The sequence below is a fragment of the Chthonobacter rhizosphaerae genome (assembly GCF_013839525.1).
GTDB lineage: Bacteria > Pseudomonadota > Alphaproteobacteria > Rhizobiales > Pleomorphomonadaceae > Chthonobacter > Chthonobacter rhizosphaerae.
The window spans coordinates 1-26214 of record NZ_JACDIS010000006.1; the positions used below are offsets into that span (position 1 = coordinate 1).

Annotated in this window: 21 protein-coding genes and 1 tRNA gene; 5 read left to right on the forward strand and 17 right to left on the reverse strand. The window is 70.0% G+C overall.

Going from position 1 to position 26214, the window contains the following annotated elements; genetic code table 11:
- Nucleotides 1–260: 260 nt before the first annotated feature.
- From dnaE to HND91_RS12090, 12 genes are all read right to left on the reverse strand, one after another.
- The gene (gene dnaE, locus HND91_RS12035) at nucleotides 261–3716 is read right to left on the reverse strand and encodes a DNA polymerase III subunit alpha (protein ID WP_181707134.1); all 3456 of its coding nucleotides are present in this window, start codon (nucleotides 3714–3716) and stop codon (nucleotides 261–263) included.
- Nucleotides 3717–3882: 166 nt separating this feature from the next.
- On the reverse strand, nucleotides 3883–4173 hold the full coding sequence (locus tag HND91_RS12040) for a hypothetical protein (protein WP_181706830.1): 291 nt from the start codon (nucleotides 4171–4173) through the stop codon (nucleotides 3883–3885).
- 339 nt (nucleotides 4174–4512) lie between these two features.
- Nucleotides 4513–5583 carry a BMP family ABC transporter substrate-binding protein gene (locus HND91_RS12045; protein WP_181706831.1) on the reverse strand — a complete coding sequence of 357 codons (1071 nt, stop codon included), beginning with the start codon at nucleotides 5581–5583 and terminating at the stop codon, nucleotides 4513–4515.
- Between the two features lie 117 nt (nucleotides 5584–5700).
- The gene (locus tag HND91_RS12050; protein WP_181706832.1) at nucleotides 5701–6615 is read right to left on the reverse strand and encodes an ABC transporter permease subunit; all 915 of its coding nucleotides are present in this window, start codon (nucleotides 6613–6615) and stop codon (nucleotides 5701–5703) included.
- The gene (locus HND91_RS12055; protein ID WP_181706833.1) at nucleotides 6608–7696 is read right to left on the reverse strand and encodes an ABC transporter permease; all 1089 of its coding nucleotides are present in this window, start codon (nucleotides 7694–7696) and stop codon (nucleotides 6608–6610) included. The genes HND91_RS12050 and HND91_RS12055 overlap by 8 nt, the downstream gene beginning before the upstream one ends.
- Before the next feature lie 385 nt (nucleotides 7697–8081).
- The gene (locus HND91_RS12060) at nucleotides 8082–9656 is read right to left on the reverse strand and encodes an ABC transporter ATP-binding protein (RefSeq protein WP_181706834.1); all 1575 of its coding nucleotides are present in this window, start codon (nucleotides 9654–9656) and stop codon (nucleotides 8082–8084) included.
- A 37-nt stretch (nucleotides 9657–9693) separates the two neighbouring features.
- Nucleotides 9694–10683: a xanthine dehydrogenase accessory protein XdhC gene (xdhC, locus tag HND91_RS12065; protein ID WP_181706835.1), complete on the reverse strand. Its 990-nt coding sequence runs from the start codon at nucleotides 10681–10683 to the stop codon at nucleotides 9694–9696.
- A 38-nt stretch (nucleotides 10684–10721) separates the two neighbouring features.
- Nucleotides 10722–13070, reverse strand: coding sequence for a xanthine dehydrogenase molybdopterin binding subunit (gene xdhB / locus HND91_RS12070; protein ID WP_181706836.1), 2349 nt, complete (start codon nucleotides 13068–13070; stop codon nucleotides 10722–10724).
- The gene (gene xdhA, locus HND91_RS12075; RefSeq protein ID WP_181706837.1) at nucleotides 13057–14553 is read right to left on the reverse strand and encodes a xanthine dehydrogenase small subunit; all 1497 of its coding nucleotides are present in this window, start codon (nucleotides 14551–14553) and stop codon (nucleotides 13057–13059) included. The genes xdhB and xdhA overlap by 14 nt, the downstream gene beginning before the upstream one ends.
- Nucleotides 14554–14557: 4 nt before the next feature.
- On the reverse strand, nucleotides 14558–14914 hold the full coding sequence (gene uraH, locus HND91_RS12080; RefSeq protein ID WP_181706838.1) for a hydroxyisourate hydrolase: 357 nt from the start codon (nucleotides 14912–14914) through the stop codon (nucleotides 14558–14560).
- Between the two features lie 275 nt (nucleotides 14915–15189).
- The gene (locus HND91_RS12085; protein ID WP_181706839.1) at nucleotides 15190–16158 is read right to left on the reverse strand and encodes a quinone oxidoreductase family protein; all 969 of its coding nucleotides are present in this window, start codon (nucleotides 16156–16158) and stop codon (nucleotides 15190–15192) included.
- Between the two features lie 79 nt (nucleotides 16159–16237).
- Complete coding sequence (locus HND91_RS12090; RefSeq protein WP_181706840.1) at nucleotides 16238–17416, reverse strand: MFS transporter; 1179 nt, start codon at nucleotides 17414–17416, stop codon at nucleotides 16238–16240.
- Nucleotides 17417–17697: 281 nt separating this feature from the next.
- On the opposite strand from HND91_RS12090, the gene HND91_RS12095 reads away from it, so the two are divergent.
- Complete coding sequence (locus HND91_RS12095; RefSeq protein WP_181706841.1) at nucleotides 17698–18198, forward strand: TIGR00645 family protein; 501 nt, start codon at nucleotides 17698–17700, stop codon at nucleotides 18196–18198.
- 164 nt (nucleotides 18199–18362) lie between these two features.
- A tRNA-Lys gene (locus HND91_RS12100) sits at nucleotides 18363–18438 on the forward strand.
- A 318-nt stretch (nucleotides 18439–18756) separates the two neighbouring features.
- Here HND91_RS12100 and HND91_RS12105 read toward each other — a convergent pair.
- From HND91_RS12105 to HND91_RS12120, 4 genes are all read right to left on the reverse strand, one after another.
- Nucleotides 18757–19374, reverse strand: coding sequence for a hypothetical protein (locus tag HND91_RS12105; RefSeq protein WP_181706842.1), 618 nt, complete (start codon nucleotides 19372–19374; stop codon nucleotides 18757–18759).
- Between the two features lie 425 nt (nucleotides 19375–19799).
- A complete protein-coding gene (locus HND91_RS12110) occupies nucleotides 19800–21434 on the reverse strand; it encodes a glycosyltransferase family 39 protein (RefSeq protein ID WP_181706843.1) in 1635 nt (544 codons plus the stop codon).
- Complete coding sequence (locus HND91_RS12115; RefSeq protein WP_181706844.1) at nucleotides 21431–21868, reverse strand: GtrA family protein; 438 nt, start codon at nucleotides 21866–21868, stop codon at nucleotides 21431–21433. Before HND91_RS12115 ends, HND91_RS12110 begins: the two co-directional genes overlap by 4 nt.
- Nucleotides 21865–22881: a glycosyltransferase family 2 protein gene (locus HND91_RS12120; protein ID WP_181706845.1), complete on the reverse strand. Its 1017-nt coding sequence runs from the start codon at nucleotides 22879–22881 to the stop codon at nucleotides 21865–21867. The genes HND91_RS12115 and HND91_RS12120 overlap by 4 nt, the downstream gene beginning before the upstream one ends.
- A 324-nt stretch (nucleotides 22882–23205) precedes the next feature.
- Here HND91_RS12120 and HND91_RS12125 point away from each other — a divergent pair, with 324 nt between their 5' ends.
- The 3 genes from HND91_RS12125 to HND91_RS22760 all read left to right on the forward strand — a co-directional run bounded on the left by HND91_RS12125 (nucleotide 23206) and on the right by HND91_RS22760 (nucleotide 25401).
- On the forward strand, nucleotides 23206–24294 hold the full coding sequence (locus tag HND91_RS12125) for a glycosyltransferase (RefSeq protein ID WP_181706846.1): 1089 nt from the start codon (nucleotides 23206–23208) through the stop codon (nucleotides 24292–24294).
- Nucleotides 24295–24341: 47 nt separating this feature from the next.
- On the forward strand, nucleotides 24342–24518 hold the full coding sequence (locus HND91_RS12130; protein WP_181706847.1) for a hypothetical protein: 177 nt from the start codon (nucleotides 24342–24344) through the stop codon (nucleotides 24516–24518).
- A 100-nt stretch (nucleotides 24519–24618) separates the two neighbouring features.
- On the forward strand, nucleotides 24619–25401 hold the full coding sequence (locus tag HND91_RS22760) for a restriction endonuclease (RefSeq protein ID WP_246329454.1): 783 nt from the start codon (nucleotides 24619–24621) through the stop codon (nucleotides 25399–25401).
- A gap of 100 nt (nucleotides 25402–25501) precedes the next feature.
- Here the strand turns inward: HND91_RS22760 and HND91_RS12140 are convergent, their stop codons facing one another.
- Nucleotides 25502–26212: a Bax inhibitor-1/YccA family protein gene (locus HND91_RS12140; protein ID WP_181706848.1), complete on the reverse strand. Its 711-nt coding sequence runs from the start codon at nucleotides 26210–26212 to the stop codon at nucleotides 25502–25504.
- Nucleotides 26213–26214 lie beyond the last annotated feature (2 nt).

Below are 26214 nucleotides of genomic sequence, written 5' to 3' on the forward strand. Positions count from 1 at the left end.
CACCTCTCCCCGGCCCTCTCCCTCAAGGGGAGAGGGGGTGGGGTGCGTCGATGGGAGGCGTGGTGGTTCACACCTCTCCCCGGCCCTCTCCCTCAAGGGGAGAGGGGGTGGGGTGCGTCGATGAAAGGCGTGGTGGTTCACCCCTCTCCCCGGCCCTCTCCCTCAAGGGGAGAGGGGGGAGCGTTGTGCGGGGGCGGCCGCGGTTGTGCGGAGGCGGCCGCGGTTGTGCAGGGGGGCTGCGGCCGTGATGCCGGCTGTCGTCAGGCCACCAGTTCGACCTCCACCACGCCCGGGACGGCGCGCAGCGCGCCGGCGATCTGGGGGGAGACCTTGTAGCGGCCGGGGAGCTTGACCTCGACCTCGCCCTTGCCGCCGCCGGACACCACGATGAGCGACACGTCGCCCTCGCCCGTCGGCTCCAGGCGCTTGGCGATGGCTTCCAGCGGCTGCTCGTCGCGAAGGAAGACGCGGAGCGCGTTCTTCAGCTTGCCGGCGGCCTGGTCGAGCGGCTCCACCGTCTCGATGCGGACCGAGATGCCCTCCGGCTTGTCCTCGGCGGAGACCAGCAGGATGACCGAATGGCCGGGCTCCAGGAGGTCCCGGTAGTGGTTGAGCCCCTCGGAGAAGATGACCGCCTCGTACTGGCCGGTCGGGTCCGAGATGCCGAGGATGCCCATCTTGTTGCCGGTCTTGGTCTTGCGCTCCTGGCGGGCCACCACGGTGCCGGCGAGGCGGCCGGCGGTGGCACCGCGCTTCACCGCGGCCGAGAACTCGCCCCAGCTCTGGACGCGCAGGCGGCCGAGGATGGCCTGGTAGGCGTCGAGCGGATGGGCGGAAAGGTAGAAGCCGATGGCGCCGTGCTCGCGCTGGAGGCGCTCCTCGGGCAGCCAGTCGGCCACGGCCGGCAGACGGACGGGCTCCGGCTCGCCGCCGCCGCCGAACATGTCGTTCTGGCCGGTCGCCTCCTGGCCGACGCGCCGGGCGGCGACCGCCAGGATGATGTCGAGGCCCTCCACGATGCGGGCGCGGCTCTTCTCCAGGGCGTCGAAGGCGCCGGCGGCGACGAGGTTTTCGAGGACCCGCTTGTTGAGCGCCTTGGGCTGGATGCGGTCGGCGAAGTCGGCGAGCGACTTGAACGGGCGGTCGCCGCGCACGTCCACGATGTGCTCGACCGCCTGCCGGCCGACGCCCTTCACGGCGGCGAGCGCGTAGAGGATGCGGCCGTCCTTGACCTCGAACTCCACATCGGATTCGACCACCGAAGGCGGCTGGACCTTGATGCCGAGGCGGATGGCGTCGCGCCGGAAGTCGTTGATCTTGTCGGTGTTCGCCATGTCGAGCGTCATGGACGCGGCGAGGAATTCGACCGGGTGGTTGGCTTTCAGGTAGGCCGTCTGGTAGGCGACGAGCGCGTAGGCGGCCGCGTGGCTCTTGTTGAAGCCGTAGTCGGCGAACTTCGCCAGGAGGTCGAAGATCATGTCGGCCTGGGCCTTGTCGATCCCGCGCTCCACCGCGCCGGAGACGAAGCGGACGCGCTGCGCGTCCATCTCGGCCTTGATCTTCTTGCCCATGGCGCGGCGCAGAAGATCGGCCTCGCCGAGGGAATAGCCCGACAGGATCTGGGCGATCTGCATCACCTGCTCTTGGTAGACGATGATGCCGTAGGTCTCCTTCAGCACCGGTTCGAGGCTGGGGTGCAGGTAGTCGGGCTCCTCAAGGCCGTACTTGCGCGCGCCGTAGACGGGGATGTTGGCCATCGGACCCGGCCGGTAGAGGGCCACGAGGGCGATGATGTCCTCGAACCGGTCCGGCTTGATCTCCGAGATGGCCTTGCGCATGCCCATGGATTCCAGCTGGAACACGCCGACGGTCTCGGAGCGCGCCAGCATGGCGTAGGTGGCCTCGTCGTCGAGCGGCAGGGCCGAGAGGTCGATGGTGACGCCCTTGCGCTCGATCAGCCGGAGCGCCTTTTCGAGCACGGTCAGGGTCTTGAGGCCGAGGAAGTCGAACTTGACGAGGCCGGCGCTCTCCACCCACTTCATGTTGTACTGGGTGACCGGCATGTCGGAGCGCGGGTCGCGGTAGACCGGCACCAGCCGGTCGAGCGGCCGGTCGCCGATCACGATGCCGGCGGCGTGGGTGGAGGCGTGGCGGTAGAGGCCCTCCAGGCGCAGCGACATGTCGAGCAGACGGTCGACGATGGGCTCGTCGCGCCGGGCCTCGCGCAGGCGCGGCTCGTCGGTGAGGGCCTGGGCGAGCGTGACCGGGTTGGCGGGGTTCTGCGGCACCAGCTTGCAGAGCTTGTCCACCTGGCCGTAGGGCATTTGGAGCACGCGGCCGACGTCGCGCAGCACCGCGCGGGCCTGCAGGGTGCCGAAGGTGATGATCTGGGCGACCTGCTCGCGGCCGTACTTCTCCTGGACGTAGCGGATCACCTCCTCGCGCCGGTCCTGGCAGAAGTCGATGTCGAAGTCAGGCATCGACACGCGTTCCGGGTTGAGGAAGCGCTCGAACAGGAGCGCGAACCGCATCGGATCGAGGTCCGTGATGGTGAGCGCGAAGGCGACGAGCGAGCCCGCGCCCGAGCCGCGACCCGGCCCGACCGGGATGCGGTGCGCCTTCGCCCACTTGATGAAGTCGGCCACGATGAGGAAGTAGCCGGGGAACTTCATCTTGGTGATGATGCCGAGCTCGAAATCGAGCCGCTGGCGGTAGTCGTCCTCCGTGGTGCCGGGGGCGCAGCCGTGCACCTTGAGGCGCGCGTCGAGGCCCTCCCACGCCTGGCGGGCGAGTTCCGCCGCCTCGGCGCGCTCGGCCTCGGCCACGTCGGCGACGTCGGCCCCGGCGAAGCGCGGCAGGATGGGCTTGCGCTTCTTCGGCCGGTAGGCGCAGCGCATGGCGATCTCGACCGTGTTGTCCACGGCCTCCGGCAGGTCGGCGAAGACCTCGCGCATCTCGCGGCGGGTCTTGAAATAGTGCTCCGGAGTGAGCCGGCGGCGGTCGTCGTCGGCGAGCACGCGGCCTTCCGCGATGGCGATCAGGGCGTCGTGGGCCTCGTAGTCGTCGCGGGCGGGGAAGAAGCACTCGTTGGTGGCGACGAGCGGAATGCCGCGGTCGTAGGCGAAGTCGAGGAGGTCCGGCTCGACCATCCGCTCCTCGTCGGTGCCGTGGCGCTGCAGCTCCATGTAGAGCCGGTCGCCGAACAGCTCCTCCAGCAGGGTGAGGCGGGCGGCGGCGCAGTCGCGGTCGCCGCGCCGGAGCGCCTGGTCGACCGGGCCGCCGGGGCCGCCGGTGAGCGCGATCAGCCCGCCGGTCAGACCCTTCAGCGCGTCGACCGACACATGGGCGCGGGCGCCGGGCTCGGTCTCCATGAAGGACTTGGAGACGAGGAGGACGAGGTTGTCGAAGCCGGCCTGTGTGCCGGCGAGGAGCACGATGGACGGCAGCGTCGGGCCGAGGCCGGGGCGGCGGCGATCGAGCGGCTCGTCGGCGAAGTCGAGGGCGAGCTCGCAGCCGACGATCGGCTGGATGCCCTTCTCGGCCGCCTTCTCGGAGAATTCCAGGGCGCCGAACAGGTTGCCGGTGTCGGTGACCGCGATGGCGGGCTGGCCGTCCGCGTCGGCGAGCTTCAGGATCTTGCCGAGCGGCAAGGCCCCCTCGAGCAGCGAATAGGCCGAATGCACGCGCAGGTGCACGAAACCGACGTCGTCCGCCATCGTGTCCGCCACCGTCACCCTCCCGTCGGCGCCGATCCGCGCCGTTTCGACCTGTCGGGCCCCGCCACGCGCGGCGGGCCGCCCGATTCGGCCACTGTGAACCGCCCCCCTTCCCCACTCAATCGTCAGACCTCGCCAGCGCCCCGGTCATCAACAGCCAGGCCCGTCAGACGCCCGGATCGCCGCCGAGCACGAGGGCCAGCATGGTGGCGAACAGGATGAGCGCCCCGAAGGCGGCGACGTCTCGCACCAGGGCGGCCTGGAGGACGCTGGCGGCGATGCGGCGGTGGGCGGGGACCATGAAGTCGGAGACGGTGAGGATCATGGTCTCGTCCGCCTCGCGCGACCGGATCAGCGGCACCACCGGGGTGCGCCGCTGCTGACGGCGGCTGACCGGGCGGGCCGGCATGGAGACGGGGAGCGGATGGGAGATGGTCGCCCGAGCAGTGGCCCGCATGTGATCCTCCGGAACTCGTTATGATTTTAGTTTGTTCTTATTTTGTTCTCTCGTCAAGCGCTTCGTATCATCCACTTGGGTGATGCATTTTCGGCGTCCGCATGGCCCCGGACGCTGATGTTCGCCAAGCGTTCTCGGCTTCGGCAAGGCCGGTCCCGCGCACCGTCGCGCCAGGTTGGAGAGATGCGCGGCGACGCTGGGGGCTCGACAAGGGCCGGCGGGTCGGGCGGGGCTGGACGATGGCGCGGCGGGGCCTGGGGCCGTCTCGCAACGAAAAAGGCCGGCCCTCGGGTGAGGGCCGGCCGCGTCGTCCGGCGGGGTGGAGGCGCCCTGCCCGGCTTACTGGGGCAGCTTGTCGTCCACGCCCTTCACGTACCAGTTCATGCCGAGGAGGTCGCCGTCCGGCACCACCGCGCCGGCCGGGTAGCGCTCCTTGCCCTCCTGGTCGACGATCGGGCCGGTGAACGGGTGGAAGCTGCCGTCGGCGATCTTGGCCTCGGTCTCTTCGGCGAGCTTCTTGGTGTCGTCGGCCATGTTGGCGTACTCGGCCATCACGACGGCGCCGTCCTTGATGCCTTCCCAGACGTCCGTGGCGGTCCAGGTGCCGTCGAGGGCGGCCTGTACGCGCTTGACGTAGTAGGGACCCCAGTCGTCCACGATGGAGGTCATCTGCGCCTTCGGGGCGAACTTGACCATGTCGGACGACTGGCCGAAGCCCTTGAGGCCGCGCTCCTCGGCGATCTGCAGCGGAGCGGTGGAGTCGGTGTGCTGGACGATGATGTCCGCGCCCTGGTCGAACAGCGCCTTGGCGGCGTCGGCTTCCTTGCCCGGGTCGAACCAGGTGTTCACCCAGACGATCTTGACCTTGAAGTCCGGGTTCACGGACTGGGCGCCGAGCATGAAGGCGTTGATGCCCATGACGACTTCCGGGATCGGGAAGGACACGATGTAGCCGGCGAGACCGGCCTTCGACTCCTTCGCGGCGATCTGGCCGAGGATGTAGCGGCCCTCGTAGAAGCGGGCGTTGTAGATGGCGACGTTGTCGGCCTTCTTGAAGCCGGTGGCGTGCTCGAACTTCACGTCCGGAAACTTCTTGGCGACCTTGATGGTCGGGTCCATGAAGCCGAAGGAGGTGGTGAAGATCAGCTGGCAGCCTTCGCGGGCGAAGCGCTCGATGGCGCGTTCCGCGTCCGGACCCTCGGCCACGTTCTCCAGGTAGGCGGTCTCGACCTTGTCGCCGAGTTCCTTCTCCACCTGCAGACGGCCCTGGTCGTGCTGGTAGGAATAGCCGAAGTCGCCGATCGGGCCCACGTAGACCCAGCAGGCCTTGAACTTGTCCTGGGCGGAGGCGGCGGAGGCGCCGAGCGCGACGGCGAGCGCCGTGCCGGCGAGGAGGAGCATCTTCTTCATTCTGGTGTCTCCCTGGAAGGGGTCGTCAGCGGCCTGTCATAGGCGGGCGGAAGCGGGCCGTTTCGCCTCCGCCGGTTCGGCCGGCGCGCCGATGGGCGCGCCGATGCCGGTCCGGGGTCACCGGTCCGGCACGAAGGGGGTCCCGAGGCATGCGGGCGTGTTGAAGCGCGTGGTGCGGCGGTTGCCCGAGATGAGCACCAGCACGATCACCGTGGCGAGATAGGGCAGCATGGACATGAACTGCGCCGGCACGCCGAGGCCGAGCGGCTGGGCATGGAGCTGCAGGATCGTGACCGCGCCGAACAGGTAGGCGCCGACCACGAGGCGGCTCGGCAGCCAGGACGAGAAGACCACGAGGGCGAGCGCGATCCAGCCGCGGCCGGCGGTCATGGTCTCCACCCAGAGCGGCGTGTAGGCGAGCGACAGGTAGGCGCCGCCGAGGCCGGCGCAGGCGCCGCCGAAGAGGACCGCGAGGTAGCGCACCCTCACGACCGAGTATCCGAGCGCGTGGGCCGAACCGTGGTTGTCGCCCACGGCCCGGAGCACGAGGCCGGCGCGGGTGCGGAACAGGAACCAGGAGACGCCGAGGACGAGCGCGAAGGAGACGTAGACCAGGATGTCCTGGCCGAACAGGATGCGCCCGACGACGGGCAGGTCCGTGAGGCCGGGGATGAAGAGGGCCGGGAGCTTCAGGCCCGGCGTGCCGACGAAGCCCTCGCCGAGGAGGCCGGCGAGGCCGAGGCCGAACAGGGTGAGCGCGAGGCCCGACGCCACCTGGTTTGCGACGAGCGTCTGCGTCACGAAGGCGAACACGAGGCTGACCGCCATGCCGGCGAGCGCGCCGGCCACGATGCCGGCGAAGGGCGTGCCGAAGGTGAGCGAGGCGGCGAACCCGGACACAGCGCCCATGGCCATCATCCCCTCGACGCCGAGGTTGAGGACGCCGGAACGTTCCACCACCAGTTCGCCGATGGCGGCGAGGAGGAGCGGCGTCGCGGCGGTGATCACGGTGAGGATGATGGCCTCAAGCACGGGCGGGCTCCTTCGGCGCGCGGCCGACCAGACGGACGCGGTAGAGGATGAGCGTGTCGCAGGCAAGCACGAAGAAGAGCAGCATGCCCTGCACCACCGTCGCCACCTTGGAGGACATCTGCAGGGTGGTCTGGATCGCCTCGCCGCCGAGGTAGGAGAGCGCGATGACGAGGCCGGCGATCAGGATGCCGATGGGGTTCAGCCGGCCGAGGAAGGCCACGATGATGGCCGTGAAGCCGTAGCCGGGCGAGATGGCCGGCTGCAGCTTGCCGATCTCCGACGCCACCGTGAGGATGCCGGCGACGCCGGCGAGCGCGCCGGAGACCATGAAGGCGAAGAGCGTCATCCTCTCGGCGGAGAAGCCCGCGAAGGCACCGGCCCGCGGGCTCTGGCCGAGGACGCGGATCTCGAAGCCCTTCAGGGTGCGGCCGAGGGTGACGGCGAGCACGACCACGAGGATGAGGGCGAGGAAGGCGGAGAGGTTGAGGTAGAGCGGCCCGATCGGGAAGGTGGCCGGGACGGCCGCCTCGTTGAAGTCGATGGTGATCGGGAAGTTGTAGCCCTGCGGGTCGCGCCACGGGCCGCGCACCAGCCAGTCGAGGAAGAGGCCGGACACGTAGACGAGCATCAGCGAGGTGAGGATCTCGTTGGTGCCGAAGCGGGTCTTCAGGAGGGCCGGAACGGCCGCGTAGAGGGCCCCGCCGAGCGCGCCGAGGAGGATCATCAGCGGCAGGGTGGCGGGGGAGACGAACTCCGGCAGGAGGACCGGCAGGATGGAGCCGGTGATGGCCCCGACGGTGAGCTGGCCCTCCGCGCCGATGTTCCAGTTGTTGGAGAGGTAGCAGACCGACAGTCCGAGGGCGATGATGACGAGCGGCGTCGCCTTCACGATCAGCTGCTCGATCGACCAGGGCGAGAGCAGCGGCTCGACGAAGAAGTGGTAGACGCCGGCGGCCGGGTCCTTGCCCTGGAGCGCGAACACGACGGCGGCGAACAGGACGGTGAGGCCGACGGCGAGCACCGGCGAGACCACCATCATGACGCGGCTGACCTCTGGCCGCTTGACGAGTTCTAGGCGCATGGGCGGGCGTCCGGGCGGGGGTGATCTGGGCGGTGGGATTTCGATCGGGCGGCGGTGGCACCCCCCTCTCCGGCTCTCCCCCTCAAGGGGGGAGAGGGTTCGGTGGTGGGTGGGGTGGAGGTGGCGCCTCTTTCTCGGGCTCTCTCCCACAAGGGGAGACAGAATTTGGTTGGGATGGAGGTGGCACCCCTCTCTCCCACTCTCTCCCACAAGGGGAGAGAGGGCCGGTTGGCGGATGTGAGTTCTGCCGTCCCGAACCGGCCACAGGCGGTCCGGCGCTTCACGACTGAGCCGCTGACGGGACCCTCTCTCCCCTTGTGGGAGAGAGCCGGAGAGAGGGGTGTCGGCGAAGACGCCTGGCGTTGCTCGCCTCGACAGATCCCCATCACCGCTTCTCCGCCCCGCCGGCCATCAGAAGGCCGATCTCCTCGCGGGTCATGGCGTCGGCGTCCTTCGGGGGGCTGAGGTGGCCTCGGGAGATGACGGCGATGCGGTCGGCGATCTCGAAGATCTCGTCCAGGTCCTGGCTGATGACGAGGACGGCGGAGCCGGCGCGGGCGAGGTCGATGAGGGCCTGGCGGATGACGGCGGCGGCGCCGGCGTCGACGCCCCAGGTGGGCTGGGCGACGACCAGGATGCCGGGGGTGCGGTCCACCTCGCGGCCGACCACGAACTTCTGCAGGTTGCCGCCGGAAAGCGACCGGGCCTCCGGGTCGGCGGGGCCCTTGCGGACATCGAAGCGCTGGGTGACGGCCTCCACGATGCGGCCGGCGAGGCCGAAGCGCGTGAAACCGCGGGCGGCGATGCCCTCGCCGGTGCCGTGGCGGGTGAGAACGACGTTCTCCGACAGCTTGAGGCTGGGCACGGCGCCGTGGCCGAGCCGCTCCTCCGGCACGAAGGCGGCGCCGAGCCGGCGGCGGCCGTTGACGCCGAGGTGGCCGACCGGCTTGCCGTCGATCACCACGGCCTCGGCGCGGCCGGGACGCTCGCCGGAGATGGCGTCGAAGAGCTCGCCCTGGCCGTTGCCGGCGACGCCCGCGATGGCGACGATCTCGCCGGCGGAGACGGCGAGGTCGATGGCGCGGAGCGGCACGCCGAAGGCCCCGAGGGCCGGCATGTCGAGGCCGGAGAGGACGAGGCGCGGCGCGCCGGGCGTGCCCCTGGTGCGGTTGACCGCGTCCACCGCTGTGCCGACCATCAGGCGCGCGAGGGTCCCGACCGTCTCCGCCGTCGGATCGGTCTCGGCCACCACCTTGGCGCGGCGCATGATGGTGGCGTGATGGCAGATGGCGCGCACCTCCTCCAGCCGGTGGGAGATGTAGAGGATGGCGCAGCCTTCCGAGGCGAGGCGCTTCAGCGTCTCGAACAGCTGGTCCGCCTCCTGGGGCGTCAGCACGGACGTGGGCTCGTCCATGATGATGAGCTGCGGGTTCTGGAGAAGGCAGCGGACGATCTCGACCCGCTGGCGCTCGCCGACGGAGAGGTCGGCGATGCGCGACGCGGGATCGAGCGGCAGGCCGTAGTCGCGGGAGACGCGGGCGATGGTGGCGGAGAGATCGCGCGTGTCGGTGCCCTTCGGCAGGGCGAGCGCGATGTTCTCGGCGACCGTGAGCGCCTCGAACAGCGAGAAGTGCTGGAACACCATGCCGATGCCGAGCGCCCGCGCCTCGGCCGGCGAGGCGATCACCACCGGCTGGCCCTTCCACAGGATCTCGCCGGCGTTCGGCTGCAGGGCGCCGTAGAGGATCTTCACCAGGGTTGACTTGCCGGCGCCGTTCTCGCCGAGGAGGGCGTGGATCTCCCCCGGCATGACCCGGAGGCTGACGTCGTCGTTGGCCGTGGTGGCGCCGAAGCGCTTGACGATGTGCCGGGCGTCGAGAAGCGGCACGCCGCCCCCGTCCCCTCTCCCGCCGCGCGGGCGCGCGGGCGTCGGTCCCGGTTGCGTGCTCGTCGCCGTCATGGTCTCGCCGTCCACCCTCGTTTCGCTCCCTCGACGCTCATGGCACAGCCTGGATCAGCGGCTCGCCCGGATGGCGGCGCGCCCGCACGGCTTCGTCCTCGATCAGCAGTTCGGCCGCAACCGCCGCGGCGATCAGCGCGGGCTCCTTGGACGTGATCCCCGACACGCCGATGGGGCAGCGGAAGGCCCTCGCCTCGGCCGCCGGCAGCCCGAGCGCCTGCAGCCGGCTCTCGAACCGGGCGCGCTTGGTGGCGCTGCCGATGAGGCCGAGGAAGGCGTGGCGCCGGGCCCTCAGCGCCGCGTGCATGATGGCGAGGTCGACGCCGTGGTCGTGGGTCATGACGAGCGCGAAGGCGCCCTCCTCCATGGCGGCGGCGACGACCTCCGGCCGGTCGGTGACGACCGGCTCGGCGGTGCGCGGCATGGCGGCGGGAAACATGTCGGCGCGCTCGTCCACCCAGAGGACCCGGAACGGCAGGGGCGCGAGGGCGAGGACCACGGCGCGGCCCACGTGGCCGGCGCCGAACAGGTAGACCGGCCGGCGGCGCTCGCCGAACACCTCGTGGAGGGTGCCGTCGTCGGCGAGGCGGGCGGTGGGCGACGCGGGGCCGTGGCCGACGATGGCGCGGCGGACGCCCTGCCCTTCCGTGAAGCGCGCGGCGGTGACGAGGCCGCCCGCGGCCTCGCCGGCGGAAAGCGCCTCGATCTCCGGCCGATGGGCGGCGGTGATGGCCTCGATGGCGAGGGTCACGTGGCCGCCGCAGCACTGGCCGAGCGCCGGGCCGAGCGCGAATCGGCGGAGGATGGCGGTGTCGCGCCCGGCGGACGCAAGGGCGCGGGCGGCGTCGACGGCCTCGAGCTCCAGGCGGCCGCCCCCGATGGTGCCGGAGATGGCGCCGGCGGCGGTGACGACCATGCGGGCGCCCGCCTCCCGCGGCGTCGACCCGCGCGCGCCGACTACCGTGACGAGCGCCACGGCGGGTTCGGCGGCAAGGACCTTCGCGAGGGTGGCGAAGACGGCGGACACGGGTACGGCTCGCTTTCTTACCGGGGGACGGGGCCTGGTCAGGCCTCCGCCCGTCGCATGGCGGTGACGGCGCGCATGATGGCCTCCGGCGTCGCCGGCGCGTCGAGGAGCGGGACCACCCCGGGCCTCAGGCTGGCGACGGCGTCGAACACGGCGGAAAAGACGGACGCCGCCAGCATGAGCGGCGGCTCGCCGACGGCCTTGGAGCGGAAGATGGTGATCTCCCGGTTGCCGGGGCTGTCGTAGAGCGCGGTGTGGAAAGCCTCCGGCACGTCGGACGAACAGGGGATCTTGTAGGTGGACGGGGCGTGCGTGCGCAGGCGGCCCCGCTCGTCCCACCAGAGTTCCTCGGTCGTGACCCAGCCCATGCCCTGGATGAAGCCGCCCTCGATCTGGCCGATGTCGATGGCCGGGTTCAGGGACTTGCCGACGTCGTGGAGGATGTCGATGCGGTCCACCTTCATCTCGCCGGTCATGGTGTCGATGGTCACCTCCGAACAGGCGGCCCCATAGGCGAAGTAGAGGAAGGGCCGGCCCTCCGCGCGGTCGCGGTTCCAGGTGATTTTCGGCGTCTTGTAGTAGCCCGCCGAGGAGAGCTGGATGCGGGCGAGGAAGGCCTTCTTGACGATGTCGCGGAACGGCACGGAGCCGTTGCCGATGATGACCTGGCTGTCGCGGAAGGCGATCTGGTCGGCCGGTGTGCCGTATTCCAGGGAGACGAAGTCGACGAGGCGGGCCTTGATCTGCCGGCAGGCGACCTGGGCGGCCATGCCGTTGATGTCGGTGCCGGAGGAGGCGGCGGTCGGGGCGGTGTTCGGCACCTTGCCGGTGGTGGTGGCGGTGATCTTCACCTGGTCGAGCGGCAGGCCGAACTCCTCGGCCACCACCTGGGCGACCTTGGTGTTGAGCCCCTGCCCCATCTCGGTGCCGCCGTGGTTGAGGTGCACCGAGCCGTCCGTGTAGACGTGCACGAGCGCGCCCGCCTGGTTGAGGTGGACGAGCGTGAAGGAGATGCCGAACTTCAGCGGCGTGAAGGCGATGCCCTTCTTCAGGATGCGGTTCTTCGCGTTGAAGGCCTTCACCTCGGCGCGGCGGGCGGCGTAGTCGGACGTGCGCTCCAGCTCGGCGATGATCTCCGGGAGAACGTTGTCCTCCACCTTCATGCCGTAGGGCGTCAGGTCCCGGCCGGGGCCGTAGATGTTGCGCTTGCGGACCTCGAGCGGGTCGAGGCCGGTCTCGACCGCGATGGTGTCCATGATGCGCTCGGCGGCGAGCACCCCTTGCGGGCCGCCGAAGCCCCGGAAGGCGGTGTTGGACACCGTGTTGGTCTTCAGCCGCTGGGACAGGATGCGCACCGCCGGGTAGAAGTAGGCGTTGTCGGCGTGGAACATGGTGCGGTCGTTGACCCCGAGCGAGAGGTCGGGGGAATAGCCGCAGCGGGCGTAGAAATCGAGCCGGGTCGCGACGATCCGGCCCTCGGCGTCGTAGCCGACGTCGAACTCGGCCACGTCGTCGTGGCGCTTGCCGGTCATCACCATGTCGTCGTCGCGATCGAGGCGGAGCTTGCAGGGTCGGCCGGTTTGCGCCGCCGCGAGGGCGGCGATCACGGCCCACTGGCTCGCCTGGCTCTCCTTGCCGCCGAAGCCGCCGCCCATGCGGCGCACCTCGGCGGTGACGGCGGCGTCGGGCACGGCGAGCGCCTTGGCGACGAGGTGCTGGACCTCGGTCGGGTGCTGGGTGGACGAGTGGACGTGCATGTCGCCGTCCTCGCCCGGAACGGCGAGCGCGATCTGGCCCTCCAGGTAGAAATGCTCCTGGCCGCCCATGGTGATGCGGCCGCTCACCCGGCGCTGGCAGTCGCCGAGGTCGCGGTCCACGTCGCCGCGGCCGAACCGGTATTCGGGCAGGACGTGGAGGTCGGCCGCGCGGGCGTCGGCGACCGTGATGGCGGGCGTCTCGGCGACCGCCTCGAAGCGGGCGAGCCTGGCGGCCCGGCGGGCGGCGTCGCGGGTGGTGGCCACGACGGCGAACACCACCTGGCCCCAGAACTCGATCTCGCCCTCGGAGAAGATCGGATCGCCGCCGACCGACGGCGAGCAGTCGTTGACGCCCGGGATGTCGGCGGCGGTCAGGACGGCGACGACGCCCGGATGGGCGCGGACCGGATCCAGGTCGACGGCGGTGAAGCGGCCCTTGGCGAGCGACGCGCAGAAGCCCGGCGCCACGTGCAGCGTGCCCTCCGGCTCGCGCATGTCGTCGATGTAGACGGCCGCGCCGGTGACGTGCTTGACCGCGCTGTCGTGTCGGATCGGCTGGCGGACGACGGCGAAGACGCCGTCCTGGCTGTCGTCGCGCGTGTCGTCGTGATCGCTCTCAAGCGCCGACATGGGCGGCCTCCTGGCGGGGTTCGCGGTGTCCGACGACGCGGGTGCGGCTGGTGGGGGCGCCGGCCGTCTCCAGGAGCGCCTTGGCGAGGAGGGCCCGCGCGGTCTCCAGGCGGTAGTGGGCGCTCGCCCGCATGTCGGTGAGAGGCTGGAAGTCCTCGGCGAAGGCCTCGATGGCCGGGCTCCAGGCGGCGGCGGACGCCGGCGAGACGCCGACGAGCCTCTCCTCCACGGCCCGCGCCCGTTTCGGGATGGCGGCCATGCCGCCGAAGGCGACCCGCGCCTCGGTGATGACGCCGTCGCGGAGGGTGAACAGGAAGGCGCCGAGGACGGCGGAGATGTCCTGGTCGAAGCGCTTGGAGATCTTGTAGGCGCGGAAGACCTGATCGTCCTTCAGCTTCGGCACCAGGACGCCGGCGACGAACTCGGACGGGCGGCGGTCCTGGACGCCGTAGTCGAGGAAGAACTCCTCCAGCGGCATGGCGCGGTTGGCCTCGGCGGAAACGAGCTCCAGGGTCGCCCCGAGGGCGATCAGCATGGGCGGGGTGTCGCCGATCGGCGAGCCGTTGGCGATGTTGCCGCCGATCGTGCCGGACGCCCGCACCTGCCGTGAGCCGAGCCGCCTGAGGACGGCGCCGACGTCCGGGTCGACGGCCGCGAGCGCGTCGAACGCCGCCTCGTAGGTGGCGGTGGCGCCGATGATGAGCGCGGGGCCGAGGTCCTCGATCCGGTCGAGCCCGTCGACGCGGCCGAGGTGGATGAGCTTGCGGATCGGCCGGAACTGCTTGGTGATCCAGAGCCCGACGTCGGTGGCGCCCGCCACCAGGGTGGCGTCCGGATGGCGGCCGTAGAGGGCGGCGAGCGCCTCCACGGAACGCGGCGCGGCGAAGAAGGCGTCCTCGGTGCCGACGAACACGTCCTGGTCGTCGGCGAGGAACTGGAGGACGCCGGTGGTCGCCTCGGCGGAGCGGGTGAACATGTCGTCCGCCGGCGACGCGAGAGCCGTCCTGGCGGCGTCGACGATCGGCCGGTAGCCGGTGCAGCGGCACAGGTTGCCGGCGAGCCATTCGTCGATCACGGCGCGGGACGGCGGCGTCTCGCGCGCGGCGTCCTGGTAGAGGGAGAAGAGGCTCATCACGATGCCCGGCGTGCAGAAGCCGCACTGGGAGCCGTGGTGGTCCACCATGGCCTGCTGCACCGGATGGAGGCCGGACGGACCGGCGATGTCCTCCACGGTGACGATCTCCTTGCCATCGAGCTGGCCGACGAACTGGATGCAGGCGTTGACCGGCCGGTAGATCAGCCGGTCGCCCTCCACGGAGCCGACCGCCACGGTGCAGGCGCCGCAGTCGCCCTCGTTGCAGCCTTCCTTGGTGCCGCAGGCGCGCTCGCGCAGGCGCAGATAGTCGAGCAGGGTCTCGGTCGGGGCGACGTCCCGCACCTCGACCACCCTGCCCTTTCGAATGAAGCGGATGGTGTCGCGCATGGGGTCAGCTCCCGCGATAGGTGGAATAGCCGTAAGGCGAGAGGAGCAGCGGCACGTGGTAGTGGCGCGACGGATCCGCGATGCCGAAGCGGATCGGGATGATGTCGAGGAAAGCCGGCTCGGGCAGCGCGTGACCGGCCGCGCGCAGATAGGCGCCGGCTTCGAAGCGGAGCTCGTAGGTGCCGGCGGCGAGCGCCTCGCCCTCCAGGATGGGCGCGTCGCAGCGGCCGTCCGCGTTGGTGACGACCGTCTTCACCGGCTCGCCGGCGCCGTCCGGACCGACGCGCAGCAGGTGCGCCACAAGCCCGGCGGCGGGCAGGCCCGATGCCGTGTCGAGTACATGCGTCGTCAGTCGACCCAAACCGCACCTCCCGGACAACCCCAGCGAAGACCCTAACGCTCCGCGGCCTCGCCGTTTTTCTCACCATGCCGAAAAAACGATCGCATACAAGAGGACGGCCGGGAAGGTGCGGAATGAAGTTCCCCAACCGATGTTGGCGGAGGGACGAGCCCGCCCGATCGGAGGACCGGTCGGGCGGGGACTCCGGACGCCCGCGCGCACGGCGCGCTTCGAGAGCCCGCCGGGCGCACGGCGCCCTTCGAGAGCCCGGCGGAGGGCCGCCGGGCCGCGCTCCGTCACGGCAGCAGGAGGGTGGCTCCGCGCGTGGTGCGGGCCGCCATGGCCTCGTGGCAGGCAACCACGTCGTCGAGGGCGAAGGTCTGGCCGATCTCCGGGCGGACCACGCCGGCGGCGACCTTCTCGAACAGGTCGGCGGCGGCGGCGGTGAGTTCCTCGCGCTTCGCCACGTAGTTGAACAGCGTCGGCCGGGTGGCGAACAGGGAGCCCTTGCGGGAGAGGAGCAGCATGTCGAACGGCGGGACGGGTCCGGAGGAGTTGCCGAACGAGACGAACAGGCCGCGCGGCTTCAGGCAGTCGAGCGAGCCGGGGAAGGTGTCCTTGCCGACGCTGTCGTAGACCACGTCCACCTTGGCGCCCTCGGTGAGTTCGGCGACGCGGGCGACGAAATCCTCGGTGCGGTAGTTGATGACATGGGTGTAGCCGGCGGCCTTGGCGGCCTCGGCCTTCTCGTCGGAGCCGACCGTCGCGATGGAGGTGCATCCGATCGCCTTCAGCCACTGTCCGGCGATGAGGCCGACGCCGCCCGCCCCTGCGTGGAAGAGCACGGTGTGCTCCGGCCCGACCGGAAAGGTGCGGGTGAGGAGGAACTGGACGGTGAGGCCCTTCAGGAGCACGGCGGCGGCGGTGCGGTCGTCCACCCCGTCGGGGATGGAGACCAGCCGGTCGGCCGGCATCACGCGCATCTCGCTGTAGGCGCCGGTGGAGCCCGCGTAGGCGACGCGGTCGCCGGGCTTCACGGTGGTGACGCCCTCGCCCACCGCCTCGACCACGCCGGCGGCTTCGGCGCCCGGCACAAAGGGCAGATCCGTGGGGTAGAGGCCGGAGCGGAAGTAGGTGTCGATGAAGTTGACGCCGATGACGGTGTGGCGGACGAGCGCCTCGCCCGGCCCTGCGGACGGGACGGGGACGTCCTCGATCCGCAGCACCTCGGGGCCTCCGGTCTTCGTGACGCGAACGGCTTTCATGCGCTTTCTCCACCCAATCAACGAGTCGCTGGTCGGACGCTAGCCGATGGCGCGGCCGGCGTGAACCGGTCGCCGCCCGTCACGCGGCTTCGGGACACGCCGCCGCCGAGGTCGGGTCCCGGCGGACGCGGGCGTGGCCGGCGAGGAGGCCGGTCATGACCACCGCCGGCAGAAGCGCCAGGAACGCCGTGCCGAGGCCGGCGACCTCGGCCATGAAGCCGATCAGCGGCGGCGCGGTGAGGAGCGCCGCCATGACGGCGAGGGAGAGGCCGGCGAGGTTGTTGGCCGCGCTCGCGCCGCTCCGGTCCGCGACGGCGCTCGCCGCCATCGGGAAGACGAGCGAGACGCCCGCGCCGAGCACCACCAGGGCCGCGCAGGCGAGCGGCACGGTGGGAGCGAGAATGAAGCCGACGAGGCCGATGGCGGCGGCGAGCGAACAGGCCCGGATGATGGTGGGCGCCGGGAAGCGCTCGCGGATGACGTCGCCGGAGAAGCGGCCGACCGCCATGGCGACGGCGAAGCAGGCGTAGCCGACGCCCGCCGCGAACGGCGACGCGCCGAGATCCTGGCGCAGGAAGAGCGTGCCCCAGTCGTAGAAGGCGCCCTCGGCCAGGGTGACGCCGATGGCCATGAGACAGGCGCCGAGCACGGCCCGGCCGGGCAGCGCGAAGATCGGCGCTTGGCCGCCCTCCCCGCCGGTCTTCGGCTTCACGAAGGCGACCGGCGGCAGGGCGCGCGCGAGCGCGAGGGCCGCCCCGATGGAGACCGCCGCGACGGCGGCGAAATGGACCGGGTAGTCGACGCCGATCTGCCCGGCCGCGCCCGCGACGAGCGCGCCGGTCATGATGCCGAGGCTCCAGAAGCCGTGGCAGCGCGCCATGACCTTGCGGCCGTCCGCCTTCTCGGACGCGTCGGCGGCGGCGTTCTGGGCCACCTCCATGCCGGCGTTGGTGACGCCGGCGACGAAGATCGCCACCGTGAGGGTGAGCCAGTCCGGCGCGAGCGCGATCGGCAGGAGCGCCAGCGCGAGGCCGACCCCGGATGCGATGAAGACCGTGCCGGGCGACGTGCGGTCGATCCAGCGGCCGACGAACGGCAGCACCGCGAGCGTGCCGATGGGACCGGCCGTGAGCGCGAGGCCCATGGCCGCCTTGGTGAGTCCGAGCGCCTCCATCACGTCGGGCACCCGGGTGAGCCAGGTGCCGAGGAGGACGGCGTTGAGGAAGAAGGCGGCACCGATGCGGATGAAGACGGGCACGACGGGCACCAGACGGGCGAGAGACACGGGCGGAAGATGACGAACGCGCGGCACAAGGCACCGTTCCGGTGACGCCGCGATGACGGCCACCGCGCGGGCGGCGGCCGGACCGATCCGCGATGGACACCGGCCGTGTGGCCGATCCGTGGCGGAGCCTGCGTCATGGCGCTGTCTCGACGCTGACAAGGCCGGCGGCCTAGAAGAACTGCGAGGGATTCGGCGGGGCCGGCCCCGTCGGGCGTCGTGCCGCGACGCCGGCCCGCCCACGGACGGGGGTTCGCATGAAGGCGGTGGAGATCTTCGTCGAGCGGCTGATTCTCGCCAGCCGGTTCGTGCTGGTGGTGTTCTACGTGGGGCTCGGGCTGGCGCTCGCGGTCTACGCGGTCTCCTTCATGGCGAAGCTCTGGAAGGTGGCGGCCAGCGTGTTCGTGCTCTCCGACGCGGAGATGATCCTCGCCATGCTGGCGCTGATCGACGCCGCGCTGGTGGCGAGCCTCCTCGTGATGGTGATGATCTCGTCCTACGAGAACTTCGTCAGCCGGTTCGACGACGAGGAGGCGGACATCTCCTTCCTCGGCAAGCTGGACAGCGGCAGCCTGAAGATCAAGGTGGCGTCGTCGATCGTGGCGATCTCGTCGATCCACCTGCTGCAGGTGTTCCTGAACGCGGACCAGTATGCCAACGACCGGATCATGTGGCTGACCATCCTGCACATGGCCTTCGTGATCTCCGCGCTGCTGCTGGGCTTCCTGGAGAAGCTGATGGCGAAGACGAAGGTGTGACGGCGTCCCGCCCGCCGGGCCGCGGCGCGCCGGCGCGGCCGCATGTGTTGCGCAAGCCCGTGCGCTTGCGTATAGGAGTGCCCACCGCGGGCGAGCGGCCCCTCGCCCACCGCCGTTCAGCCGAACGGCACCGCACCTCCGGCCGGAGGCGCGACGCGGTTTGGGAGCGCGTAGCTCAGCCGGTAGAGCACGTGACTTTTAATCATGGGGTCCTGGGTTCGAGTCCCAGCGCGCTCACCAAAACCCTTGAACGTATCGAACATCGTGCGCTGAACTCTAGTCGAGGGCAAGTTGTCCGATACGCGGCCGCTACCGAGACCAAGTAACGGTTATCATCCATCGACAAGATAGCTGAAGACGGTGGGACGAAACGCATGAAACGATCAGATGCTCATCGTCGGCCACGCTAGAGCATTCTCCGATCAAATTGCACGACCTGATCGCCGAAAGAATGCTCCGGCTTATCGAATCTGGAGCGATTTCTTGTCGACCTGACGTTACCGTCAGGTCGGGAAGCGCTCTAGGCGCTGCACTGGCAACGGCTGTGAACCCTCGCAATCAGCGTTCGACGTCCATCGCACCTGCAAAAGCGCGCGACATCTTCGCCGCCGTGGAACGGTCCAAGTAATGGAAAATCGAAGCCGGCCTGCCCATCGAGTATGCTACAATAAGAATGGGCACAGAGAACACAATCGTCGTAAATATCACAGCTACCGACAAAGGCGAGTTGAGAACCTGAATCTTCTCGGACAATTCAAATATTTCTTTCCGAGCTTCTGAATTCCAGAAAATAGGCTCATGATCGTAGCCATCAAGCTCGCTACGCAGCCATTCTTCTTCGATCTTATCTGCACGCTTGGACAGGTTCTCGAAATCGGAGGAACCGCGGTCAGGCGAGCGCAGGGAACGAGGGTATAACAACGCCTCTCCGACAGCGGCGATGATCGCCAACGGCAGACCGAGCGCCATCAGCGGCAGCTCTATGCGATTGAGCGCCTGATTCATCGCGAGTGTGAGCCACGCGCGGTCCGCGTCGGTCGCGCTGGGCTCGGAGGCGATACGTTCCACCATGACGGCGAGCCGGCTATACATCGGACGGGAAAGAAAAGCCGTGACGGCGCGAAGCGACCCTACGATGATCAGCCCCATCAACGCCCACTGACCGATCTGTTCCATCACTTATCTCCGCCCCGATCCATTTTGTCTCGCAGACGCTCCAGATCTCTTTTCGGCCCCTCGAGCCCCCACCGTATTGTGAAAACGCCCACGTAGCAGAGACCGAGGCCGGCTGCCAGAAGCCGATTCTGTATAGCCCAAACCCTTACATCCTCGTCATACCCGAGGAAAAACAGGACTGTGGCCGTCGCTCCACCATATGTGGTGATGTTGGCCGCCAGATCCTTCAGGAACCTGAAAAGTTCTCGCCCCAACTGAAGCCCCCGCCGCCACGCGTCGGAGACTTGCACATTTTCCGCGTTTCCGCACACGATTCAGCACGGATGAACCGCTACCGACGACGCGCCCCGCACCCGGCGGGCGGCCGAGCGGCGGGTGTCGGGTTCGCCGGCGACGTCGGGACCATCGCGACCGGCCCGGCGGCGTCAACGGGCGGGCGGGGCGTAGGTCTCGGCGGTCACGCCCGCGTAGGTGCGCCGGCCGTCGGTCTGCAGACCCGCGGCGGCGAAGGCGGCTCGGACCGCGTTGGCGAAGCCGCCCTTGCAGAAGATCTCCGGGCGGATCGTGGTGATCCGATCGTAGCGGGCCGGGAGATCGGACAGGGAGAGCCGGGACCGGCCCCGTTCGGCGAGGACGCGGGCGATGGTGGCGTCCACGTCTGGACGGCGCTCGGCGACCGGCAGGCCGAACACCGCCAGCCAATCGTCCAGGGTGAACTGCCAGACGCCGCCGTCCGGGAAGAGCACGAGCACGTCGGCCTCGCGCACGTAGGTGCTGACGGTCGGGACCGAAAAGCTTTCGCAGAGGAGGATGGCGGACCGGGGCGTGTCCGGGCTCTCGGCCACGGCGGCGCGCCAGTTCTGCACCAGATGGCCGCCGAGGGAGGGGTCGGCGGGATCGCGGGTGAGATAGGCGACGGACGAGACCGCCGAGGCGAGGAGCGCGGCGCCGGCGACGGCCGCCGCGACGGCGCGCCACCGGACGAGGGCGGCGACGGCGCCGACCGCGAGCGCGGCGCCGAACAGCATCGGCAGGATCGTCCGCTCCATGTAGATGGGCTTGTAGACGAAGCCGAAGGCCCAGATCAGCAACGGGAAGACGATCAGGTGGAAGAGGACCGCCGTGGCGAGGCCGATGTTGCGGGAGAAGACGGTGACCGCGAGGCCGAGCACGATGGCGAGCGCGGCGGCGAGCGCGCCCAAGGCGCCGACGTCGTTGGGCAGCACGGTGACGAGCGCCACCCAGGCGGCTTCCCGGATGCCGGCCTGAGGGAGCCAGTTGAAGTCGTCGGTGGTGGAGAGGATGACCCTCAGCCAGGGAATCCAGGCGGCGACGACCGGCAGGTTGAGGAGGATCAGCGCGACCCCGAGGCGGACGATCGTCCGGGGGCTGCGGACGAGTTCGGCGACGCCGACGGCGGCGTTGGCGAAGACCAGGTAGAAAACGCTCTGGTTGTGGGTGTAGAGCGCCGCCACGGCGCACCCGGCGTAGACCAGCGCCGGCGCGGCGAGGCGGCGGGCGGTCGGGCGAGCGGGCGCACGGATGGCGTCGGCGACGGCGAGGAGCGCCCCGAAGGCGCCGAGCATCAGGACGAGCAGGACCGTGTAGTTCCGGGCGTTGGCGGCGTAGACGAGGCTCGTGTACTCCAGCGCCAGGACGGCGGCGGTCACGAGGGCGCCGACCGGGCCGATCAGCCGGCGCGCGATGGCGTAGGCCACGCCCATCGCCGCCAGCGACGCGACGACCGACGGCAGCCGGACCGCCGCCTCGCCGTCGCCGAAGACCATGAACGCCTTGACGATCGTGTAGTGGAGCGCCGGGTGGACGTCGAACGGCACGCTCCACAGATGGCCGAACGGCAGCTGGGCGATCGCCAGGGTGTAGCCCTCGTCGACCCAGAGCGAATCCGCCGAGATAGTCGCGAGGCGCAGGGCGGCGCCGACCGCCAGGATGAGCGCGAGAAGAACGGCCTCGGTGCGCGGCGCGACGGCGGCGGGCGCGCCGACGAGCGAGGGCACGCGGAGAGCGGGCGCTGTCGCGACCCAAGACTGCCGGTTCACGCCTGCCTCCCGCGGAATGCCCAGAACTTGCTGGCGAGGTAGAGGAAGCCCGCGACGGCGACGATGACCGCCGCCAGCGCTGGACGGTGCGGCAGGCCGGCCCCCTCCACGAGGAGGAGGACGCCGGTCTGGTTGAGGAGAAAGCCGGTGAGCGCGAGGGCCAGGAAGCGGCCGGCCGACTGGCCGGTGACGCTCGCCGCGCGGCCGTAGCGCCGGGCCGAGAATGTCAGGAAGGCGTGTCCGAGATAGCTGACGGGAAGCGCCGTCAGGAAGGCCACCATGTTGGCGAGCCAGGGCCGCAGGCCGGCCTCCTCGATGAGGAGGACGGCGGCGGCGAAGTGGACGACGGAGGCGGTGAGGCCGACCGCCGCGAAGGCGGCGACCTCCCAGAGGCGGCTGTCGATCCGCAGGCCGCGCAGGATGCCGACGGTCATGTTGGCTCGACGAGGCGGGTGGCGCCTGGCACGGGGGCGTAGCCGGGGGCGCCGTCGAAGCCGTCGATCTCGTTGATGAGATAGATCGGGCGCCCCTTCACCTCGACGAAGATGCGGGACACGTACTCGCCGATGACGCCGAGACTGATCATCACCATGCCGTTGAAGAAGAGGATGACGCTCATGGTGGAGGCGTAGCCCGGCACCTCGATGCCGGTGAGGAGCGTGCGGACGACCAGGAAGACCATGAAGCCGACCGCGAGCACGCTGACCAGGAAACCGAAGTAGGACCAGACCTTCAGCGGGAAGGAGCTGAACGACACGATGCCGTCGAGCGCGAAGTTCCAGAGCTTCAGGTAGTTGAACTTGGTGGCGCCGGCCGCGCGGGGCTGGCGCACGTAGTCGATCGTGACCTGCCGGTAGCCGACCCAGGCGAACAGGCCCTTCATGAAGCGCGACCGCTCGGGCAGGCGCTTCAGAGCCTCCACGACCGTCCGGTCCATGAGGCGGAAATCGCCCACGTTGTTCGGCATGGCCGGCTGGGCCATCCTGGCGAGGACATAGTAGAAGCCGGCGGACGTGGCGCGCTTCAGGGGGCTGTCCGAGGACCGATCGATCCGGCGGGCGAGCACGACCTGGGCGCCGGCGCGCCAGGCGGCGACCATGTCGGCGAGGAGTTCGGGCGGGTCCTGCAGGTCCGCGTCGATGGGCACCACGGCCCGGCCGGTGGCGAGGTCGAGGCCGGCCGTGAGGGCGGCCTCCTTGCCGAAGTTGCGGGACAGATTGACGACCTTGATCCGCGGATTGCGCGAACGGTGGGCCAGCAGCCGTTCGAAGGTGCGATCCCGGCTGCCGTCGTTGACGCAAACGATCTCATAGTCAGGATCGAGATTCTCCAGGATCGGCTCGACCGTGTCGAAGAAGAGGTCGCAGTTCTCCTCTTCGTTGTACATGGGCACGATAAGCGAAATCTCGGGCGGCGACTTGTCCCGGCCAATGACCGACTGGAGCATCGGACTCCTCCGGACGATGAAACGTGTCCCTCTGTCGAGGGGAGGCGAAAACGCGCGGTCCGACGCGGCGCATGTCCGACGCGGCGGCCGGCAGGCCGGAAATGAGGGTGGCCTGCGTTTTGAGTATGCTTGAACGTATATATCACATGGTTCCCGGCATATATTAGATGTTTGATGCAAGGTTAAGGACCGCGCTGGGCCCGCGCCGGACGGGTGGGGCCGGCCCGCTGGTTTTGCGGCGCACCCGATCGTGCTAGACGCAGCCCGGGAGCGGCGCCGACAAGGGCTTTTCGGCGGCCCCGAGCCCTTTCGGGAAGGACTTCGATGACGGAGCCTCGTGTTTCCATCGCCCTGGCGACCTACAACGGCGAGCGGTACCTGGCGGAGCAGCTGGCGAGCATCCGCGCCCAGACCCTGGCGCCTGCGGAGCTGGTGGTCGGCGACGACGGCTCCACGGACGGCACGATGGGCATCCTCGCCCGGTTCGCCGAGGACGCGCCGTTTCCGGTGCGGATCCTGCCGCCCGGCGGGCGGCTCGGCTATCGGCTGAACTTCATGCGCACGGCCGAGGCGTGCGCGGGCGACCTGGTCGCCTTCTGCGACCAGGACGACGTGTGGCTGCCGCGCAAGCTGGAGGCCTCGGCCGCCGCCTTCGCGGACCCGACCATCCTGGCGAGCGCCCACAACGTGTTCCTGATGACCGCCGAGGGCGACCGGATGGGCCGCCTGAAGCCCCCGTTCGCCGACCGGACGGTGACCGAGCGGGACATGCCGCCGTTCAGCTTCTTCCCCGGCTTCACCATGACGATCCGGCGCGACCTGGTGCTGTTCGAGGCCTTCTGGCGGATGAGCGACGACACCTTCAACGTGGGCGAACGGCTCGGCCACGACACCTGGTTCTTCTTCCTGGCGTCCGCGATCGGGCGCATGCGCCTGATCGGCGAGGAGCTTGCGCTCTACCGGCAGCATCCGGCCAACGTGTCGGGCCAGAAGAGCGACCGCTCGCTCGGCTCCGACCTGGCCGCCAAGCTGAAGGACCGGACGGCGGAATACCGGCGGCGGGTGGAGCTCGCCCGCAACCGGGCGGACATCCTGGACGCCATCCTGGAGGCGGCGCGGTCCGGCCGGCGGCCGGAGATCGCCGAATTCCTAAAAAGCCACGGAGCGTCTTCAGACGGCATTGCCGAGTTGCGCGATAAATACATGACGCTGGAGGCGCGCTCGCGCCGGCGGGCCGAGATCTACGGCGAGCGCTCGCCGCTCGCCTTGGCCGGACGGCTCGGCCGGAGCGCACTTCTCGGCGACTACGGCGTGTCCGACCCGTGGCGGCCGAGCCTGCTCGGGCTCGCGCGCGACGTGGTGACCGGCGTGGCCGGGGCGGTTTCGCCCCGACGGGTGAGCGAGGGGCGCTGACCGCGGCCGCCGCCACGACCCGGCGGGGGACGGAGGACGGGCGGGACATGGAGCGCGACGAGGACCGGTATCGGGTCGCCCTGGAGACGATCCACTATTATGCCGACCATCCGAAATGGGGGCCGGAACGGATCCGCGCCGTGGTGGCCGAGACGCTCGGCCCGGTGGAGCGCCCTCCCCTCGTGCGACGGCTCCTGTCCGCGCTGAGGCCGGCGATCCGCTGACGGGCGTCGCGCAGCGTTCGGCCGGCGGCTTGACAAGCGCACCCGATCTCTGACGTTTTCTGCCTGTTCCGGTTTTGGTCCATCAGGAGGGGCAGGCTCGATGACGTGGGCTTTCGCGGCCGCAATTCTTTGCGCCGGACTGGCCTTCGAGGTGACGCGCGCCTACGCGGTGCTGGGGGTGCTCGCCATGGCGGGCGTCGGCGGGACCATCATGATCCGGACGGCCGTGTCGGTGGACCGGGGCCTGCGCGAGGCCCGGGACGCCGTGGAGGCTGCGGTCGACACCCACCTGGAGACGCTCGCGCGCAGGCGCCTGAACCTCGTGACGCGCGACCACTACGGCGTGCTGACGGACGGCGGCTGGGACGCGGAGATCGACCATTTCCTCGACAACGTGGTGGCGCCGGAGCTGGGGCCGGAAGGCCGGCGCGCGCTGTTCGGCAGGTCCCGCCGGGACGGCTACTGGCAGCGGCTGATCGAGGAGCCGGTGTTCGCCCGCGCCCGGGCCATCGACCGGCAACTCGCCTTCACCGAGACCCTGAGCCCGGCGGAGTTCGAGCGCTGGTGCGAGAAGATGCTCGCCAAGGCCGGCTGGCGGACCACCGCGACGGGCGCTTCCGGCGACCAGGGGGCCGACGTGCTGGCCGAGAAGAACGGCGTGGTGGCGGTGCTCCAGTGCAAGCTCTACGGCTCGCCGGTGGGCAACAAGGCGGTGCAGGAAGCCTTCTCGGCCCAGCGCCACTACCGCGCCGACCTTGCCGCCGTGGTGACGAACGCCGCCTACACGCCGTCCGCGCGGGCGCTGGCGGAGTCGACCGGGGTGTTGCTGCTGCACCAGTCCGACATGGACCAGTTCGACGCGCTGGCGGCGGCGCGGGCGTGACGGTGGGGGCGAGGATGCCCGGGCGGCGGGCATGAAAAAGGCCGGCGCTTCGGGGGCGCCGGCCGGAGTTTCTCGTGCTGTCAGGCTTGCGAGGCCGTGATCACTCCTCGCGCTGGCCGAGCAGCGACAGGAGCATCTGGAACAGGTTGATGAAGTTCAGGTAGAGCGACAGGGCGCCGAAGACGGCGAGCTTCTGGTTGCTCTCCTCGCCGAAGCTCTCGGCGTACTGGGCCTTGATGTTCTGCGTGTCGTAGGCGGTGAGGCCGGTGAACACGATCACGCCGATCACCGAGACGGCGAACTGCAGGGCGTCGGACGCCAGGAAGATGTTCACCAGGCTGGCGATCACGATGCCGATGAGGCCCATGATCAGCAGCGAGCCGAACTGCGACAGGTCGCGCTTGGTGGTGTAGCCCCACAGCGCGGTGGCGCCGAACATGGCGGCGGTGATGAAGAACACCCGCACGATGCTCTGCCCGGTGAAGACCAGGAAGATGGACGCCATGGAGAGGCCCATCACGGCGCAGAAGGCCCAGAACAGCAGCTGTGCGGTGCCGGCCGAGATGGCGTGGATGCGGAACGAGAAGAAGAACACGAAGGCGAGCGGCGCCAGCATCACCACCCACTTCAGCGGGGTGGAGAAGATGGGCACGTAGAGCGCCGGCGTGGTGCCGACCACGAAGGCGACGACGCCCGTGATGACGAGGCCGAGGCCCATGTAGTTGAACACGCGCAGCATGTGCTGGCGCAGGCCCTCGTCGAAGGCGGCGCTGTCGACGCCGATGTGCGAGCGGTAGATGGGAGTGGCCATGA

Excerpts from the sequence above, each read along its gene's own strand:
- dnaE (WP_181707134.1), bottom strand. The coding sequence starts at position 3,716 with ATGGCGGACGACGTCGGTTTCGTGCACCTGCGCGTGCATTCGGCCTAT.
- HND91_RS12040 (WP_181706830.1), bottom strand. The coding sequence starts at position 4,173 with ATGCGGGCCACTGCTCGGGCGACCATCTCCCATCCGCTCCCCGTCTCC.
- HND91_RS12045 (WP_181706831.1), bottom strand. The coding sequence starts at position 5,583 with ATGAAGAAGATGCTCCTCCTCGCCGGCACGGCGCTCGCCGTCGCGCTC.
- HND91_RS12055 (WP_181706833.1), bottom strand. The coding sequence starts at position 7,696 with ATGCGCCTAGAACTCGTCAAGCGGCCAGAGGTCAGCCGCGTCATGATG.
- HND91_RS12060 (WP_181706834.1), bottom strand. The coding sequence starts at position 9,656 with ATGACGGCGACGAGCACGCAACCGGGACCGACGCCCGCGCGCCCGCGC.
- xdhB (WP_181706836.1), bottom strand. The coding sequence starts at position 13,070 with ATGTCGGCGCTTGAGAGCGATCACGACGACACGCGCGACGACAGCCAG.
- xdhA (WP_181706837.1), bottom strand. The coding sequence starts at position 14,553 with ATGCGCGACACCATCCGCTTCATTCGAAAGGGCAGGGTGGTCGAGGTG.
- HND91_RS12085 (WP_181706839.1), bottom strand. The coding sequence starts at position 16,158 with ATGAAAGCCGTTCGCGTCACGAAGACCGGAGGCCCCGAGGTGCTGCGG.
- HND91_RS12095 (WP_181706841.1), top strand. The coding sequence starts at position 17,698 with ATGAAGGCGGTGGAGATCTTCGTCGAGCGGCTGATTCTCGCCAGCCGG.
- HND91_RS12105 (WP_181706842.1), bottom strand. The coding sequence starts at position 19,374 with ATGGAACAGATCGGTCAGTGGGCGTTGATGGGGCTGATCATCGTAGGG.
- HND91_RS12115 (WP_181706844.1), bottom strand. The coding sequence starts at position 21,868 with ATGACCGTCGGCATCCTGCGCGGCCTGCGGATCGACAGCCGCCTCTGG.
- HND91_RS12120 (WP_181706845.1), bottom strand. The coding sequence starts at position 22,881 with ATGCTCCAGTCGGTCATTGGCCGGGACAAGTCGCCGCCCGAGATTTCG.
- HND91_RS12125 (WP_181706846.1), top strand. The coding sequence starts at position 23,206 with ATGACGGAGCCTCGTGTTTCCATCGCCCTGGCGACCTACAACGGCGAG.
- HND91_RS12130 (WP_181706847.1), top strand. The coding sequence starts at position 24,342 with ATGGAGCGCGACGAGGACCGGTATCGGGTCGCCCTGGAGACGATCCAC.
- HND91_RS22760 (WP_246329454.1), top strand. The coding sequence starts at position 24,619 with ATGACGTGGGCTTTCGCGGCCGCAATTCTTTGCGCCGGACTGGCCTTC.
- HND91_RS12140 (WP_181706848.1), bottom strand. The coding sequence starts at position 26,212 with ATGGCCACTCCCATCTACCGCTCGCACATCGGCGTCGACAGCGCCGCC.